This is a genomic window from Lentzea waywayandensis (genome assembly GCF_900115955.1).
GTDB lineage: Bacteria > Actinomycetota > Actinomycetes > Mycobacteriales > Pseudonocardiaceae > Lentzea > Lentzea waywayandensis.
This window is the reverse complement of record NZ_FOYL01000003.1, coordinates 348,824-365,178: the sequence shown is the minus strand read 5'-3', so window position 1 is coordinate 365,178 and position 16,355 is coordinate 348,824. Positions and strand designations below refer to the sequence as shown.

Below are 16,355 nucleotides of genomic sequence, written 5' to 3'. Positions count from 1 at the left end.
GACCTAGCCTAGTGGCGTTCGCGGTCCATCAACTTCTGAAGTGCGGCACGTTCGCGCGGATCACGGTCGTGGCGGGCGAGCCGGATGCGCGCGGCCTCCGGGATAGCGTCCTTCGCCTCCGGGTCCACGTTCGCCATGAACGACCGCAGGAACCGCCACCGCGTGAGCTTCATGACCGGCGCGAGATGGGCGACGGCGAGCGAGACCCAGCTGAGCGCCACGTCGAGCCTGCGGTCGCCCTTGGTCGCACTCGCCCAGTCGAGCACCACGGGCCCTTCCGGGCCGAGCACGACGTTGCCGGGGTGCAGGTCGAGGTGCAGGAGGTCACCCTCGCCGCTCAGGAAGTCCGGTGCCGGGATGACGTCGAGCCGGTGGTGCAGGTCGGCGAGCTCCGCGCCGAGGCTGCCCGCGAGCCACGGCTTGCGGCCGATCTCCTCGGACATCCGCGGGCCGGGCACGTACTGCATCACGAGCTCGTCGGCGGTGCAGTCGTGGACGCGCGGCACCGGGATGCCGAAGCCGCTCAGATACGACATCATCTCGGCCTCGCGCCGCAGGTCACGGCCAGTGCGCGTGCGTTTGACGAGCAGCCCGTCCGACCGGATGAACACATCCGAGTCCTGACCGCTCGCGAGATGTTGACGTTGCGCGACGCTGCGCATACCTGCCGTCATGTGACGATCATCATCGATATGATCCGAAACACAAGGGCCGAACGGCTCTAGTGGAGCTCTTCACCCGTTTGAGCCCTGTGTGCCGGCCCCTTCACAAGCCGATCACGGGCGGCGCGGCCTTGCAGTCGAGCCCGAAGACGTTGTCGTCCTCCTCCAACAGCGGCACGCGACGGCCGTTCGCCTGGCCGACGACGACCATCCCGATCGCCTCACCGAGCACCTTCATCGCCTGACCCATGCCGTCACCGAAACCGGTGTCGAGCGTGTCGGCGGCCCAGTTGGCGACGTCCTCGGGTCTGGCGCCGGGCTCGTGCTGGTGAGTGGGCATGGCGTCCTCGATTCCGCGGTGGGAACATCGACGCTACGCGCGGAATCGCTTGCCCTGCCCGAGAAACACGTTCGAGTGAACGTATTCGCGCTGGTCAGGAATGGTGCGGCTGCCGGGCGCCTGGGCTCAGACCGCCGTCTGGCACCCTCTTCCCGTGGAGATCTCGCCCAAGGACCGCTTCGTCACCGTCTACGGCCGCAAGCCAGTGCTGGAAGCGCTGGACGACCCGGCGCTCACGGTGGACAAGGTGGTGCTCGCCGACACGGCCCGAGGCGCGGCCGCGCACGAGATCATCGACGCCGCCCGTTCGCGTGGGGTCCAGGTGCAGCGTGCGACCGCGCAGCGCGTGAAGGTGCTGGCCGGCAACGGCAAGCAGGACCAGGGCGTGCTCGCCGACGTCGTGGCGCCGCGCATGAAGCCGTTGGCGCTGGCGTTGGAAGAGGGCGGCCTGAAGTCCGTGCTGGTGCTGGACGGCATCACCACACCCGCGAACGTCGGCATGATCCTGCGCACCGCGACCGCCGCGGGCATCGACGGCATCGTGGTACCGCGCCGAGGCGTCGCCTCGATCGACCCGCTCGTGGTGAAGGCCTCCGCCGGAGTGGCTTTCCGAGCGCCCGTGCTGCGCTGCGGCACCTCGGCGGAGGCCTCGGCTTTGTTGCGCGCGTCCGGCTATCCGCTTTACGCGCTGGATTCCCACGCGTCCGACACGATTTATTCCGCGTCTTTTTCTTCGCGCGCCGCATTCGTACTGGGTAGCGAAACGTCCGGAATCACCGACGACGTGCGTCCACACATCACGTCCTGGCTCTCGATTCCGATGGCGGCAGGCGTGGAATCGCTGAATGTCGCGTCAGCGGCGGCCGTGCTCTGCTTCGAACTCGTGCGCCGAGCCCAGTGACCCGCTCAGATCCAGTCGACGTGGTACCCGTTGACCCTCGGGTAGCCCAGCAGTGACGTGCACGCTGCGACCGACGGCTCGCCCCTGACCCGGCCGATCGTCCCGTACTGGTCCCAGACGCCCAGGCCGTTCGTGCAGTGCGCGACGGCCCGGAAGCGCCCCGGCCTGCCCTCGTCGCAGAAGACCTCGACGGTGCGCCCGTCCCGCAGGTAATCCTCGTAGCAACCGCGTTCCTGTGCCTGCGCGGGTGATGCAATTGCCGTGGCTGCAATGGCGACTGCAACACAAGCGACAATTCTTCGCATTTTCTCCCCTAAGCATTCCGACTGCTGACCAAATCGACGGTAGTGCGTTGCCGAATTTGGGGCAATGCGCGGCGGGGTGAACCCTCAATCGCGGAGCGCGATCGCTAGCAGGATTTCCAGCTCCTCGAGGGTGGACCGTGTCGACCGATGGTGGACACCGACCATGCCCGCCTCGGCAGCGCCCCGGACGTTGACCGCGAGGTCGTCCACGAAGACGCACTCCCGGGGTTCGAGGCCCAGCTTCCGCGCCGTGAGCAGGTAGATCTCGGTGTCCGGCTTCGCGAGCCCGACCTCGCCGGAGACGATCGCGGCGTCGAACAGGCCGGTGTAGACGGTCGGCGGGTGCCACCACCCGTCCGCGTTGGACAGCAACGCGGTCTTGAGGCCGTTCAGCTTCGCTTTGCGCAGCGCGGTGAGCAGCGGAGGTTCGGCGGGGTTGTCCTCGCCGGGGTCGGTCAGGACGCCGCCGTAGTCGAGCACCAGGGCTTTGAGCACGTGGGGACGGTACCCACTTTCGGGTGCAGGGTGTCCTGAAGTCGTTGTCGGCGCGCCATGTTCGGCATGCCCCCAGTAGTTCGTCGTCTGCCCGCCTACGAGCCTCCGGTCGGTGTCGCCGGCGGCTTCGTGATTCCCCGGCCGCGGCCCAGGCCCATCTGGGTTCCGGTGCCGGAACCGCCCTCGCCCGTGTTCGACGCTTCCCGGCTCGTCGGGATCGTGCTGGAGGTGCTGGACGGGCGACGTGCCGCCCGGCTGCTGCGGGAGGTGGCGGTGCCCGTTCTGGCCACACGGCTGGGCGGACTGGTCCGCCCCCGGACCACGCGGATGGTCCGGGTGCCCAGGGTCTGTCATCCGTCCCGGTTCGTGGCCGAGGTCTCGGTGACCGTGCGGAGGGAGGGACGGGCGCTGGCCGTGGCCGGTCGGGCCGAGCACCGGGGCGGGAGGTGGTGGTTCACCTCGTTCACGGTGCTGGAGTGAAGGCCACAAAAAGCCGCGTGGGCCGCGTTCCCTGAGGAACACGGCCCACGCGGTGGTGGTGCGGGTCAGCGGGTCTTGCGCTGGTTCTTCGCCGCCTGACGGGCCGCCTCACGGCGCTCCTTGCGGGTGCCGCCCTGCTGGCCGGCCGCGCCGCCTGCCTCGGCGTGCTCTTCCACGCCGCCGTCCTCCGCCGGGCCGCTGTAGTTCAGGTTCTGCTGGGCGGGGCCACCGAGACCCTTGCCTCGCAGGGCGGGCGGGATGGCGTTGCCGCTGGCCAGCTGGGCCATGGCCGGGCCCGCGGGGGCCTCGGGCTCGCGCTGCGCCTGCTGCTGCGCGGCCGCCGCGGCACGGGCACGAGCGCGGGCACCGCCGCCACCGCCGTTGCCGGAGACCTGCGGGAGAGCCTGCGGGGCCGCACCCAGGGCCACGGGGACCTCGGGCTCGGCGGCGGGCTCCGGTTCGGCCGCTTCGACCTGGAGGTTGAACAGGAAGCCGACGGTCTCCTCGCGCAACGCGTCGAGCATCGCGTTGAACATCTCGAAGCCCTCGCGCTGGTACTCGATGAGGGGGTCGCGCTGCGCCATCGCGCGCAGGCCGATGCCCTCCTTCAAGTAGTCCATCTCGTAGAGGTGCTCGCGCCACTTGCGGTCCAGGACGGACAGCAGGACGCGGCGCTCCAGCTCACGGATGGCGCCTTCGCCGACCCGGCTGTCGATGTCGGCCTCGCGGGCGCGGTAGGCGTTCATCGCGTCCTCGACGAGGAGGTCGCGCAGGTACTCGCGCGTCACGTCCTCATCGGACTCGAGGATCTCCTTCGCGTCCAGCGAGACCGGGTAGAGGGTCTTGAGAGCGGTCCAGAGCTTCTCGAAGTCCCAGTCCTCGGCGTAGCCGTCGGCGGTGGCGCCGTTGACGTACTCCTCGACGACGCTCACGATCATGTGCTCGACCTGCTCGCGCAGGTCCTCACCGGCGAGAACGCGGTGGCGCTCGGCATAGATCACCGTGCGCTGGCGGTTCATGACCTCGTCGTACTTGAGGACGTTCTTGCGGATCTCGAAGTTCTGCTGCTCGACCTGGGTCTGCGCGCTGCGGATGGCGCGAGTGACCATCTTGTGCTCGATCGGCACGTCGTCCGGCACGTTCAGGCGCGTCATGACCATCTCGACCATGGACGCGTTGAAGCGGCGCATCAGTTCGTCCTGAAGGGACAGGTAGAAGCGCGACTCACCGGGGTCGCCCTGACGGCCGGTGCGGCCGCGGAGCTGGTTGTCGATGCGGCGCGACTCGTGGCGCTCGGTGCCGAGCACGTAGAGACCGCCGGCCTCGCGGACCTCGTCGGCCTCGGCCTTGCCCTGCGTCGTCAGCTCCTCGACGACCTTGGCCCACTCGGCCTCGTACTCCTCCGGCGTGGTCACCGGGTCGAGGCCGCGGTCACGCAGCTCGTGGTCGGCGATGATGTCCGGGTTGCCGCCCAGCACGATGTCGGTACCGCGACCGGCCATGTTCGTCGCGACGGTGACGGCGCCCTTGCGGCCCGCCTTCGCGATGATCAGCGCCTCGCGGTCGTGGTGCTTCGCGTTCAGCACCTCGTGCGGGATTCCCTTGCGCACCAACAGCTTCGAGAGGTACTCAGAGCGCTCGACGCTCGTCGTGCCGATCAGGACCGGCTGGCCCTGCTCGTGCTTCTCGGCGATGTCGTCGGCGACGGCCTCGAACTTCGCCTCCTCGCTCTTGTAGACGAGGTCGGGCTGGTCCTTGCGCTGCGGCGGGCGGTTCGTCGGGATCGGGACGACGCCCAGCTTGTAGGTCTGGTGGAACTCGGCCGCCTCGGTCTCGGCGGTACCGGTCATGCCGCCGAGCTTCTCGTACAGGCGGAAGTAGTTCTGGAGCGTGATCGTGGCGAGGGTCTGGTTCTCCGCCTTGATCTCGACGTTCTCCTTGGCCTCGATGGCCTGGTGCATGCCCTCGTTGTAACGGCGACCGGAGAGAACACGACCCGTGAACTCGTCGACGATCATGACTTCACCGTTGCGGAGGATGTAGTCCTTGTCGCGGTTGTAGAGCTCCTTCGCCTTGAGGGCGTTGTTCAGGTAGCCCACCAACGGCGTGTTCGCCGCCTCGTACAGGTTGTCGATGCCGAGCTGGTCCTCGATGAACTCCACACCGAGCTCGGTGACGGCGACCGTGCGCTTCTTCTCGTCGTACTGGTAGTGGAACGACTTCGACTTCTCCTCGATGACCTCGATGCGGTCCTTCTGGGAGAGCTGGGTGACGTCGATGCCGCGCATCCGCGGGACCAGCCGCGCGAACTCCGTGTACCAGCGGGCCGACTGCTCGGCGGGGCCGGAGATGATCAGCGGCGTGCGGGCCTCGTCGATGAGGATCGAGTCGACCTCGTCGACGATCGCGAAGTAGTGGCCGCGCTGCACGCACTCGTCCAGGCTCCACGCCATGTTGTCGCGCAGGTAGTCGAAGCCGAACTCGTTGTTCGTGCCGTAGGTGATGTCCGAGTTGTAGGACGCGCGCCGCTGCTCCGGCGTCATCTCGGAGAGGATCGCGCCGACGGACATGCCCAGGAAGCGGTGAACACGGCCCATCCAGTCCGCGTCGCGCTTGGCCAGGTAGTCGTTCGTGGTGATGACGTGGACGCCCTTGCCGGCGATGGCGTTGAGGTAGACGGGCATGACCGAGGTCAGCGTCTTGCCCTCACCCGTGCGCATCTCGGAGATCTGGCCGAGGTGCAGCGCCGCGCCACCCATGAGCTGAACGTCGTAGGGGCGCTGGCCGAGGGTGCGCTTCGCGGCCTCACGGGCCACGGCGAACGCCTCCGGCAGCAGCTCGTCCAGCGACTCGCCCTCGGCGTAGCGCTTCCGGAACTCCTCGGTCTTGCCCCGCAACTCGGCGTCGGAGAGGTCCACCACCTCGTCTTCCAGGTGGTTGATGTGCTGTGCGATGTTGCGGAGGCGCTTGAGCATCTTGCCCTCGCCGGAGCGGAGCAGTCGGGACAGCACCATCTGGATAGACCTCATCACCTGTATCGCGGCGCGCCCACGTCGGACGCCTTTCCCCTGCCCATCGTAGGCAAGTCGCCAAGATGTGTGCACGGACACAGGCGGATTGGCTGGCCCGACCTGGTCTGCGCAGGTCAGGTGCCGTTTCTGCGTTCTTCCCAGGCCACCTGTCGACGGTGCCCCCACCTCGGCTACTGGTGTGGAGAACGTATGAGGCCGGCGTAAAGGTTCCTGGTCCGGCCGATTTCACCTTGACGGTGAACGTCACGGCACGAGATGAGTCCGACCGGCGGTAGACGCACGCCGCCGCCCCGCACGCGAGGGGTGCGGGGCGGCGGCGGTCGAAGGAACGTGGTGGGCGGGTCAGGCCAGCCTGATCACGCCGTAGTCGAATCCCTTCCGGCGGTAGACGACACTCGGGCGTCCGCATTCGGTGTCGGCGAACAGGTAGAAGTCGTGTCCGACCAGTTCCATCTCGTAGAGGGCCTGGTCGACGGTCATCGGTTTGGCGGCGTGCTCCTTTTCGCGTACGACGCGTCCGGGCAACTTGTCTTCGAGGCCGTCGTCCCAACGCTGCGTGGGCACTTCCGCCATGCCCTCGTAGTCGGCCTCGGGTGCGTCGAGCACCGCGGTCTTGGCGCGGCGCGACGTCATGCTTTCGCCGGCGGACTGGTCAACCAGTCCGCTTGTCGCTTCGGCCACCGAGATCGGGGCGCGGGCCCCGTGGTGGACGCGCCTGCGGTCGTGTGACCGACGCAGACGGTTCTCGAGCTTCGCGACCGCAGAATCGAGCGCGGCGTAGAAGTCACCCGCGCAGGCTTCGGAACGGACCACGGGTCCACGTCCCTTGCCGGTGATTTCGACCCGCTGGCAGTTCTTCGACTGTCGGCGGTTCGGCTCGTGGAAAAGCTCCACGTCGAAGCGGATGACCTTGCGGTCGTAGCGCTCAAGCCGGGCCAGCTTTTCGGCGACGTGCACCCTGTAGTGATCGGGCACCTCGACGTTGCGGCCCTTAACGACGATGTCCATACACGACCTCCCTCGCTTTGCTGCGAGCTATGGCTGGACTGCTTTAAAAGCGCCGTGGCGATCTTGGATCGCGGATGTGTCGCAGAGGGTCGTCTCCCTCAGCTCTCACGGCGCCAGGATCATGGGCTGTTCGCCTCCTCCCCGAGGGCCGGGAACGCTGATAGCGGTGCACGTTAGCTTGGGATTCACCGTCGCGTAAGCCCCCTTGCCGGGGGAACAACGAGATTTTTTGGTGACTACGCAGCGCGACGACAGCGCGTTGCCATGCGTTTCCCGAGCGTGCTCCGAACCAAACCCCACAGCACCTCGCTCACCCGAACGGCGCACGGCCCGACCGGCACTCGACGGCAGTCTCGCTGCGTCGAACGGGTCCAGTCGCGGCCTCATACCCAGCCAACGGGCGACCCCCGCGTCATGTTCCCGAAACCTGGAAGAGATCGATTCCGAACCACTCCGCGGACGCCTGACGCACTTCTTCCAACGGAACTGAGGGGCCCCGATACCCGATCACGGCCCTGTCACGCCCGGCTGAACGGGGGATTTCGCCCAATGGAGGACAAGGCAGTCGATCACCGTCGTGACGGGACGTACCGGCATTCCAATGAATAACCGCTGGTCAGCTCCATACGTGAATAATCGTTAACTACGGGCGGGTGTGAGACGCCCGTCTTCGGGTCACCCCTCGAGGCGATCGCCGCCCCACGGGGACCTTGATCGACGTCCCGACGTGCGGACGCCTCAGTTCTGAAACGTCGGCTCAACAGAGGTTGGGACAAACGGGGCGAAACGAGTTACAAGATCTTGGGGCATCGTCACAGAACGCGCGCCGAACTGGGGTTTTTCGCCCGCCGCGACCGCGCCGGAGATCGACATCGCCACCGCAACTTCACCCTTGTGGGCGGTGCCGAAAGTCCCCGCCCGTCCCGTTTCGCGGCCCGATTAGGACGCTCCCCGGTCCCAGCCTCGATTTTCTGTCAGACCTCGCCGCCATCCTGATCCCATGACAGCTTTCGACCTGCTCCTGCCAGCCACCTGCTCCGGCTGCGGCGTAGCCGGCACCGCCTGCTGCGTCACGTGCCTCGACGGCTTCGGCCCGCCCGCACGACTCCAGGTACCCGGTGTGGGGCCGCCTGTGTGGACGCTGGCGGCCTATCACGGCACCGCGAGGGAACTTGTGCTGGCCTTCAAGGAACGAGGCGCACGAGCCCTCGCAGCGTGGTTCGGCGCCCTCGTCGCGGTCGCCCTGGTCGCGGTCGGCCCTCCACCGTGGACGCTCATCCCAGCGCCCTCCCGCCGCAGTGCCGCGCGGGACCGCGGCGGCGACCACATGCTCCGGATCGCCCGGGAGACGGACATCGCCACCGTCGCACCGGTACTCCGGCTCGCACCGGGCGTGGCCGATTCCGTGGGCCTGACCGCGATCGCGCGCAGACGCAACCTGGCCGGGCGAGTGGAGGTGTGCGGTCCGGCGCCGCCGGGCACCACGGTGCTGCTGGACGACGTGATCACCACCGGCGCCACGGCGTCAGCGTGCGTTCGCGCCTTACGCCAGGCGGGAGTGCGCACGAACGCGGTCCTCGTGCTGACCTCGGCCCGGCCGCATCGGCCAGGGCAGTAGGGCCCTGGGCTTCGGGCTTCGGGCTTCGGCGGGCACGGGAACGGCTTGCTGCCGCCACGGCCACACGTCGATTCGGCCCGGCTCTGACCTCGCCGACACCACGACGACCGGTTCCAATGGCGGAGACGACCTCGATCAGACCTGTCCGCCGACCTCAGGTCCTGCAACTCCAGCCCAACCGGATCGACCAGCCCACACCGACGCCGACGGAGTCGACCAGCCGACACCGACGGCGACCGAGTCGCGCCAACCACGCCAGACCAACCGCCATCGGCCGCTGGCGTCAGCCCGCCCATCTCAGGCCCTGCTACGCCAGCCCAACCGCGCACCCGCCCGCCGGCGTCAGCCCACCCACCCGAACCCGGCTGCCGTCAGCCCAACCGCGCGCGCCCAGGCCGAGTCAGCCCGGGTAGAACACCAGCGCGCCTTCCGGCACCCGGATCGCGCTCGACTTCCACACGTCCGTGATGTCCGAAGCCGACCACAGCCCGGAAGGGTCGATCACCTGCACCTGACGCGCCGCGGCCGCCGCCACCGATCTCACCGGCACGGTGAGGTTCGACTGGCTGTAGCGGTCCATCTTGTAGCCGTCGGTGTAGATCTTGGTGACCGGCCACGCGGGCAGCGAGGAGGAGACCACCAGCACGTCCTGGGAGAGCCAGTCGATCGACTGCACGGACCCGTCCAGGATCGACGGCTGCAGCTGCCGGGGTGAGCGCAGGGCCACGTCCTGGTTGTTGCGCACCACCGACGCGATGTAGAGCTTGCCGGCGATCACCAGCGCGGCCCTCGTGCCGTCGCGGGACAGGCGCAGTTCGCTGATCGAGCCGAACGGCACGATGTCGGTGATGTTGACGCCCTTGGCGGTCCAGCTGCCGTTGTCGGAGCGGGTCACGCGGGCGACCGAGGTGCCGTCCACGGCCGTCCAGACCTCGGTGCCGGGGCCGGTCGAGAGCTGCCACGTCGGTCTGGAGAGCGTGGTCGCGCGCTGGTCCACTTCGGACAGGTCCTGCTCCAGCTCACCCACGCGCAGACGCATTCCGCCGTCCGCACGCGACACCACGGCGAGCCGGGAGCCGTCGAGGGACTGCGCTGCCGACACGGCGCCGTAGGCACCCGCGCCGGCGGGGCCCTTGATCGGGTTGCCGTCGGTCAGCGACTTGATCGACCCGTCCGCCACGAGCATGCCCTGGAGGTTCGCATTCAGCGCCAGCAACGCCTCACCCGCGGTCGCCGACACGTCGGACGGCCGATAGTCGCGCTGGTCCGGCAGGATCTGCTGGCCGTCGACGAGCACGCGCACCCGCGACGAGGTGACGCCCGAGTACGACTTCACGACCTGCGCCACGATCTGCTTGCGCTTCTCCGGCGTCAGGTCCTTGCCCACGTTGGTGAGGTTCACCTCCAACGCGCCGTCGTCGGACTCCCTGGTGTCCTCGAACTTCTCGGTCTCCGTGCCGAGGGCGCTCACCAGCGTGTCGCGCACCGCGTCACCGGGGCCCGCGATCAGCAGTTCGGTGACGCGCGTCGGGATGCTCGTCGCCGGCGGGATCACGACGTAGCGCGGATCCGGCACCAGCACGGTGAACTCGGGGTTGTAGAAGTACAGCGTCACCCTGCGGTAGGTGGTGTTGAACAGGTTCTGCGGCATGTAGACGCCGAGTGGCGGCTCGGAGATCCGCCACTGGTTGTCGCTGGTGCGCTCGACCTTCACCGGGATGCGGAACTCGCCGAGCTGCGGCACGAACGCGTTGTCGCTGCCCAGCCGGCCGACGTAGTTGCCCTGCAAGAGAACGGTCTGCGTCTTGTCCTGCGGCGCCTGCGAGGTCGGCACGGTGGAGAAGCCGGTCTCGATGATCGTGGGGTTCTTGGTGTCCCAGTTCTTGTTGGCCTCGGGCGTCATGAACGCGCGGGCCGCCGCGTAGTCGCTGTCCGGGTTCGCCGTCGCGTTGAGGAAGTCGCGCACGAGCATGAACGGGTCGATGTTCTGGCGCGGTTCCGGCGCGACCGGGGTGTTGGACGCCTTGCTGTCCTTCGACCCGATCGGTTTCGGCTGGGTGTTCGTCGGGATCGCGGCGCACCCGGTCAGGGTCACGAGGACGAGCACCAGCAACGACAGCCGCTTCACCGCACTTCCTCCGAAACCTCGTCCGCCGCCTTGGCCTTGTCCGCGGGAGTCCCGTCGACGGGCTCCGCGGGCTGCCAGGTGATCTCCTCCGGCCGCAGCTCGATCTCGCCCGGCTCCTCGTCGGCGATCGGCTCCTCCACGACTGCGACGGGCTCCAGCTCGATCGCGGGCGCCAGCGGCAGCGGGCTCTCGCGCAGCTCCTCGCCGTGCCTGCGGGGCAACGTCAACCGGAACACGGCACCGTGGCCGGGCTCGCCCCACGCCTCCAGCCAGCCGCCGTGCAGCCGGGCGTCCTCCAGCGAGATCGACAGACCGAGACCGGTGCCGCCGGTGCGGCGGTTGCGCGACGGGTCGGCGCGCCAGAAGCGGCTGAACACCAGTTCGGCCTCGCCCTGGCGCAGGCCGACGCCGTGGTCCCGCACCGTCATCGCGACGGCGTCGGCGTTGCCGCGCATGGTGAGTTCGACCGGCTGGCCCTCGCCGTGGTCGATGGCGTTCGCCAGCAGGTTGCGCAGAATCCGTTCCACGCGGCGGGAATCGAGCTCGGCGACGAGCTCGTCGTCCGGCAGGTCCAGCACCACCGGCGAACCGGCGCTCGTCGAGATCGCGCGCACCGAGTCGTGCGCCCGGCGCGCCAGCACGCGGATGTCGACCTGGTCTGCGGTGAGCTCCTCGACGCCGGCGTCCAGGCGGGAGATCTCCAGCAGGTCGCCCAGCAGCGACTCGAACCGGTCGAGCTCGTCGACCAGGAGTTCGGTGGAGCGGGCGAGTCCGGCGGGGAACTGTTCGCGCGAGGCGTGCAGGACGTCCGCGGCCATGCGCACCGTCGTCAACGGCGTGCGCAGCTCGTGCGAGACGTCCGAGGTGAACCGGCGCTGCAGTTGGCCGAACTCCTCCAGCTGTTTGAACTGCGCCTGGATCGACTCGGCCATCTCGTTGAACGACTCGGCCAGGCGTGCCACGTCGTCCTCGCCCACGACGTGCATGCGTTCGTGCAAAGTGCCGTCCGCGAACCGTTCCGCGACCTCGGCGGCCTGCCGCACCGGCCGCACCACCTGGCGCGTCACCAGGTTCGCGATGAGCGCGAGCAGGACCAGCAGCACGATGCCGCCGACCGCGAGCGTCGACTGCACGACCTCGGCCGTGCGCTGCTCGGCGGTCAGCGGGAAGATCAGGTACAGCTGCATCGAGCGCGCGGACGTGCTGATGGGCAGGCCCACGACGAACAACGTGGTCTGCACGCCGTCGCGCTGCACGGTGTGGATCTGAGTGCCGGAGCCGCCGTCCTCGACCATCTCGCGCAGGCCGCGCGGCACGTCGTCGAGCTTGCCGACGGACGGCACGCGCCCGGCGCCGGCGGAGCCCAGCCCGTCGGCCAGGACCGGTTCGAACGCGCCGGCACCCGCCGTCGTGGCGTCCGTACCGGCGCCACCGACGGCGAGCTTGTTGATCGCGCTGGTGAACCGCGTCTGCACGCTGTCCGGGCCCGGATTCAGACCGACCAGATCGGACTGGATCAGGTTGCGCGAGGCCATGGCCTGGCGCACCGCGGCCTCGTCCTTGGTGTTCAGCAGCTGGTTGGTGATCTGCATCTGCAGCACCATGCCCAGTACGAACACCACGGCCGACGAGAGCGCGAGCGTGGACACGACGACGCGCAACTGGAGCGAACGACGCCAGAGGTCACCAAACGCGGACCATCGCTTACGCGCTTCCTCGACGAGGAACTGCGCCTTCGCGATGGCCGGCCGAACGAACTTCATACGCCACCTGTCACGGAGGGCCGGCCTTGTACCCGACACCGCGGACAGTCAACACCACCTCGGGGTGTTCCGGGTCCCGTTCGACCTTGGAACGCAGCCGCTGCACGTGGACGTTCACCAGGCGCGTGTCGGCGGCGTGGCGGTAACCCCACACCTGCTCGAGCAGCACCTCGCGGGTGAACACCTGACGCGGCTTGCGGGCCAGCGCGACGAGGAGGTCGAACTCCAGCGGCGTGAGCTGGATCGGCCTGCCCTCGCGCAGCACCTCGTGGCCGGGGACGTCGATCGTGAGATCGCCGATCTGCAGGACCTCGGACGGCTCGGCCTCGGTGCGGCGCAGGCGCGCCCGGATGCGGGCCACCAGCTCCTTTGGCTTGAACGGCTTGACGACGTAGTCGTCCGCGCCGGACTCGAGACCCAGCACCACGTCGACCGTGTCGCTCTTCGCCGTGAGCATGACGATCGGCACGCCCGACTCGGACCTGATCGCCTTGCAGACGTCGATGCCGTTCATACCCGGCAACATCAGGTCGAGCAGCACCAGGTCGGGCTTGAGCTCGCGCAGCGCGGGCAGGGCACGGGCACCGTCGGCGACCACCGCGGTGTCGAAGCCCTCCCCGCGCAACACGATCGTCAGCATCTCCGCCAGGGCGGGGTCGTCATCGACGACGAGCACGCGTGCCTTCATACTCAACATCGTCGCACTCCCGGTCGTACGTTCGCGCACCGCCCACGTTCCGTTGCTGCTGGTGGCGATGTGCGCTCGTTCGGTAACCGGCCGGAACTGTCGTTCCACGTACCCCACCTCGCCCCGTTTGACCTGTTCGTCGCGGGAGTATCCGCGCGAGGATCACCTTTCGTTACCGGGTGTTCTCAGGCCGTGCGGACGGCAGAGGCCAGCCAGATGCGCGCGTCGCCCACCTTCCGCGGGTCGGTGATCGCCGGCACCGCGCGGTCGTGCCGCGCGGCCAGGTCGACCTGATGCGTCACCGTGGCGTCCCAGCCGTAGCCGCCGAGCCACTCGACGGGGTCCTCCACGTCGGACTGCCAGCGGGCGTCCAGCGCGTCGAACCGCTGATGCACCGCCTTCATCTGCGGCAACTCGCGGAAGGCGCGGTTGACGTGTTCGAGTGCGAGCGTGCTGCCGCGGGCGGACATCGCGCTCACCCAGTACAGGATCTGCTCGCCCGCGTCCGGCGGCAGAAACATGAAGAGGCCCTCCAGCAACCACGCCGTGGGCCTCTTCGGGTCGAACCCTGCACGTATGAGCGCTGTCGCCCAGTCGTCACGCAGGTCGCACGGGACGACGACGCGGTCGCAGGCGGGCTGGGCGAGCTGTTCGCGCAGAGCGTCCTCCTTGAACTCGATCAACTCGGGCAGATCGAGTTCGAAGACTGTTGTGCCCGGCGGCCACTGCAGCCGGAACGCTCTTGTGTCGAGGCCCGCCGCCATGATCACGACCTGGGGCTGGGCCGTGCCGAGGAGCTCGTCGTCGAAGTACCGGGTGCGCAGGACGAAGTGATCGCCCGCGAGGTTGCGGACGCCGTTCAGGTCGCTCGCGGAGCCGGCGGCCTCCACGAGTCCTGCGGCCAGTGGGTCGTCGAAGAGGCGGCGGAGATGACCTTGTTCGTTGGCGCGGGCGGCAGCGATCAGCACCGCCGTACGGGCGACACCGACCGGAGGGCGCTGCAGGACACGCTTCAAATTACGATCTCCTATTCACTCACCGTTACCTACCGGACACTCGATCGTGTCAATCGGTACGCACGTGAGCGACCACTCAAGGAGTGAAGAGTGGTTCCAGAAGCGAATGAAAGTTCACGTTTGACCGCCCGTCGACCACTTGCCAGGGGGCGAGCCAGCCGATCTTCGCCAATCCGTCGTAAACGACACCGCACCGGGCCTGCAGCGAGCCATCGGACTCGTAGATGTCGCGGGCCCGCGAATCGTCGTCCTGCTCGCGCTTGGCCGCCCGCTCGGCCGCGACCTCCACGGGCACGCGCAGCAGCAGGTGCAGGTCGGGAACGGGCAGCCCGAACCGGTCGATCTCCAGCTCGCGCACCCACCGCACGAACTCGCCGTGCTCGTCCTGGTGCAGGCGCGCGGCGCTGTACGCGGCACTCGACGCCACGTACCGATCGAGCAACACCACGTCGTGCTCCTCGAGGTCCTTCCGGATCTGGTCGGCCGCGCCGCGCCGGTCCAGCGCGTAGAGGACGGCCATCCCGTAGACCGAGTCGCTGAGGTCGCCGAGCCTGCCGTAGAGGCCGTCGCGGACCAGGTCCGCGTGCACGCTCTGGCCGTAGCGCGGGAACGCGTGGCCGGCCACGGTCCTGCCCTGAGCGGCCAACGCCTCGGTCAAGCCGTTGGCGAGAGTGCGCTTGCCGGCACCGTCGAGGCCTTCGATCACTACGAGCTTTCCCACGCCAAAACCCTAACGGGAGCGGTCCCAGCCACTCACACGGCCGCAGCACGTCCCCCACACGGGCGAAATCCGATCTTTCGATCACCAGAACGAGTGACTACGGTGAACAGTCACACGGCGCGTGTGAAGGGTAGGTGCCGCGGTGGCCGCGGATTCCGGGCACGCCGGGTCGGTCGACGAACCGATCGGGCTCCCGACCGGGGGTCTACCGACCCCTCTCGCCGAGACGCTGCGCTACGGGCCGTTCCACCGCGCTTTGCGCGAGGCGATCGCCCACCGTGGCCTCTCGCTCGCACGACTGCGCGCTCATCTTGAGCAACTGGGTGTCCAAGTGGGCCAGTCGACGCTCTCGTACTGGCAACGCGGCCTGCGCCATCCCGAGGTGCCACGCGCCATCAGCACAGTGCGCGCGCTGGAGACCGTGCTGCGCTTGCCGCCATCGTCCTTGTTGGACCTCATCGGCCCGCGCACCGCGAACACCTACGCGCCACGTCCGGTCGCGACCTGGCCGGAGCCCGCACCGTTGCTCGCGACGTTCGACTCCGTACCAGAAGCGGCACGAGGCAACGCCGACCTCGAAGTGCTCTCGGTGCACGACACCGTCCAGATAGGCATGCACCGCGAGCAACGCTCCATCACCACACGGCTGGTCGTGCGCGCCGTGCGGCAGGGACCGGACCGATACCTCGCGATGCACCACGGCGACGAAGGCTCGCTGATCGAGAACGCGATGGTGAGATCCGGCGAAGGCTGCCGGCAGGGGCGCCTGCGCCGGGAAAGCGCTTCCCACAACCTCGCCGTGGAAATGTTGTTCGACCGGCGGCTCGCGGCGGGCGAGGAGCACGTCTTCAGCTTCACGATCGCCGACGACACCGGCAGCGCGACGCCGGGCCACCACCGGACGTTCCGCGACACGTGCGGCTCTTACCTCGTGCAGCTCTCGTTCCACCGGCGCGCGATGCCCGCGCGCTGCATGAAGCAGTTCCTGGCCTCGGCCGACGCCACGCCGGTCGACGTCGACGAGCTCGTGTGCGGGCTCGGCGGCGTCGTCAGCGCGTACTTCGGCGACGTCGGGCCGGGAATCGCGGGCATCGCCGTCGAGTGGAGCTGAGCCCGGGGTCTGGGGTGTCCCCAGAAGGCACTGCGAGCGACGCGGTCCGCGCGTTCCGCGGACACACGTCCCCTGAGTGAGGGCGAG

15 protein-coding genes are annotated in these 16,355 nt (G+C 68.6%); 4 read left to right on the top strand and 11 right to left on the bottom strand.

What is annotated here, in order from left to right:
* Positions 1-8: 8 nt before the first annotated feature.
* Together BM417_RS12475 and BM417_RS12470 are read right to left on the bottom strand one after the other, a co-directional pair.
* Complete coding sequence (locus BM417_RS12475) at positions 9-674, bottom strand: phosphotransferase (protein WP_093591966.1); 666 nt, start codon at positions 672-674, stop codon at positions 9-11.
* Positions 675-765: 91 nt separating this feature from the next.
* Positions 766-1,002, bottom strand: coding sequence for a hypothetical protein (locus tag BM417_RS12470; RefSeq protein ID WP_093591963.1), 237 nt, complete (start codon positions 1,000-1,002; stop codon positions 766-768).
* A 154-nt stretch (positions 1,003-1,156) separates the two neighbouring features.
* On the opposite strand from BM417_RS12470, the gene BM417_RS12465 reads away from it, so the two are divergent.
* A complete protein-coding gene (locus BM417_RS12465; protein WP_245821881.1) occupies positions 1,157-1,903 on the top strand; it encodes a TrmH family RNA methyltransferase in 747 nt (248 codons plus the stop codon).
* A gap of 5 nt (positions 1,904-1,908) precedes the next feature.
* Here the strand turns inward: BM417_RS12465 and BM417_RS12460 are convergent, their stop codons facing one another.
* Both BM417_RS12460 and BM417_RS49160 read right to left on the bottom strand, forming a co-directional pair.
* The gene (locus tag BM417_RS12460) at positions 1,909-2,208 is read right to left on the bottom strand and encodes a hypothetical protein (protein WP_093591957.1); all 300 of its coding nucleotides are present in this window, start codon (positions 2,206-2,208) and stop codon (positions 1,909-1,911) included.
* Positions 2,209-2,292: 84 nt separating this feature from the next.
* Positions 2,293-2,703, bottom strand: a complete 411-nt coding sequence (locus tag BM417_RS49160) for an HAD-IA family hydrolase (protein WP_245821880.1) — start codon at positions 2,701-2,703, stop codon at positions 2,293-2,295.
* Between the two features lie 66 nt (positions 2,704-2,769).
* Here BM417_RS49160 and BM417_RS49155 point away from each other — a divergent pair, with 66 nt between their 5' ends.
* On the top strand, positions 2,770-3,183 hold the full coding sequence (locus BM417_RS49155) for an Rv3235 family protein (protein WP_245821879.1): 414 nt from the start codon (positions 2,770-2,772) through the stop codon (positions 3,181-3,183).
* 65 nt (positions 3,184-3,248) lie between these two features.
* Here BM417_RS49155 and secA read toward each other — a convergent pair whose 3' ends face one another.
* Positions 3,249-6,197, bottom strand: a complete 2,949-nt coding sequence (gene secA, locus BM417_RS12450) for a preprotein translocase subunit SecA (RefSeq protein ID WP_093591951.1) — start codon at positions 6,195-6,197, stop codon at positions 3,249-3,251.
* Positions 6,198-6,557: 360 nt separating this feature from the next.
* On the bottom strand, positions 6,558-7,223 hold the full coding sequence (gene hpf / locus BM417_RS12445) for a ribosome hibernation-promoting factor, HPF/YfiA family (RefSeq protein ID WP_093591948.1): 666 nt from the start codon (positions 7,221-7,223) through the stop codon (positions 6,558-6,560).
* Between the two features lie 1,000 nt (positions 7,224-8,223).
* On the opposite strand from hpf, the gene BM417_RS12440 reads away from it, so the two are divergent.
* Positions 8,224-8,841 carry a ComF family protein gene (locus BM417_RS12440; protein WP_093591946.1) on the top strand — a complete coding sequence of 206 codons (618 nt, stop codon included), beginning with the start codon at positions 8,224-8,226 and terminating at the stop codon, positions 8,839-8,841.
* 400 nt (positions 8,842-9,241) lie between these two features.
* Here the strand turns inward: BM417_RS12440 and BM417_RS12435 are convergent, their stop codons facing one another.
* The 5 genes from BM417_RS12435 to BM417_RS12415 all read right to left on the bottom strand — a co-directional run bounded on the left by BM417_RS12435 (position 9,242) and on the right by BM417_RS12415 (position 15,157).
* Positions 9,242-10,969 (bottom strand): LpqB family beta-propeller domain-containing protein, encoded by a 1,728-nt coding sequence (locus BM417_RS12435; RefSeq protein ID WP_093591943.1) that lies wholly within the window; start codon positions 10,967-10,969, stop codon positions 9,242-9,244.
* Positions 10,966-12,732 (bottom strand): MtrAB system histidine kinase MtrB, encoded by a 1,767-nt coding sequence (gene mtrB, locus BM417_RS12430; protein ID WP_093591940.1) that lies wholly within the window; start codon positions 12,730-12,732, stop codon positions 10,966-10,968. The genes BM417_RS12435 and mtrB overlap by 4 nt, the downstream gene beginning before the upstream one ends.
* A 10-nt stretch (positions 12,733-12,742) precedes the next feature.
* Positions 12,743-13,420, bottom strand: coding sequence for an MtrAB system response regulator MtrA (gene mtrA, locus BM417_RS12425; RefSeq protein WP_030471262.1), 678 nt, complete (start codon positions 13,418-13,420; stop codon positions 12,743-12,745).
* A 185-nt stretch (positions 13,421-13,605) separates the two neighbouring features.
* Positions 13,606-14,436, bottom strand: a complete 831-nt coding sequence (locus tag BM417_RS12420) for an SAM-dependent methyltransferase (protein ID WP_218164454.1) — start codon at positions 14,434-14,436, stop codon at positions 13,606-13,608.
* Between the two features lie 76 nt (positions 14,437-14,512).
* Positions 14,513-15,157, bottom strand: coding sequence for a dTMP kinase (locus tag BM417_RS12415; protein ID WP_093591937.1), 645 nt, complete (start codon positions 15,155-15,157; stop codon positions 14,513-14,515).
* A gap of 142 nt (positions 15,158-15,299) precedes the next feature.
* On the opposite strand from BM417_RS12415, the gene BM417_RS12410 reads away from it, so the two are divergent.
* Positions 15,300-16,268 (top strand): helix-turn-helix domain-containing protein, encoded by a 969-nt coding sequence (locus BM417_RS12410; protein ID WP_093591934.1) that lies wholly within the window; start codon positions 15,300-15,302, stop codon positions 16,266-16,268.
* Positions 16,269-16,355: the final 87 nt, after the last annotated feature.

Bases quoted from the DNA above. Each gene is read 5' to 3' on its own strand.
- BM417_RS12475 (WP_093591966.1), bottom strand. From the start codon at position 674: ATGACGGCAGGTATGCGCAGCGTCGCGCAACGTCAACATCTCGCGAGC.
- mtrB (WP_093591940.1), bottom strand. From the start codon at position 12,732: ATGAAGTTCGTTCGGCCGGCCATCGCGAAGGCGCAGTTCCTCGTCGAG.
- secA (WP_093591951.1), bottom strand. From the start codon at position 6,197: ATGGTGCTGTCCCGACTGCTCCGCTCCGGCGAGGGCAAGATGCTCAAG.
- hpf (WP_093591948.1), bottom strand. From the start codon at position 7,223: ATGGACATCGTCGTTAAGGGCCGCAACGTCGAGGTGCCCGATCACTAC.
- mtrA (WP_030471262.1), bottom strand. From the start codon at position 13,420: ATGAAGGCACGCGTGCTCGTCGTCGATGACGACCCCGCCCTGGCGGAG.
- BM417_RS12460 (WP_093591957.1), bottom strand. From the start codon at position 2,208: ATGCGAAGAATTGTCGCTTGTGTTGCAGTCGCCATTGCAGCCACGGCA.
- BM417_RS12470 (WP_093591963.1), bottom strand. From the start codon at position 1,002: ATGCCCACTCACCAGCACGAGCCCGGCGCCAGACCCGAGGACGTCGCC.
- BM417_RS49155 (WP_245821879.1), top strand. From the start codon at position 2,770: ATGCCCCCAGTAGTTCGTCGTCTGCCCGCCTACGAGCCTCCGGTCGGT.
- BM417_RS12440 (WP_093591946.1), top strand. From the start codon at position 8,224: ATGACAGCTTTCGACCTGCTCCTGCCAGCCACCTGCTCCGGCTGCGGC.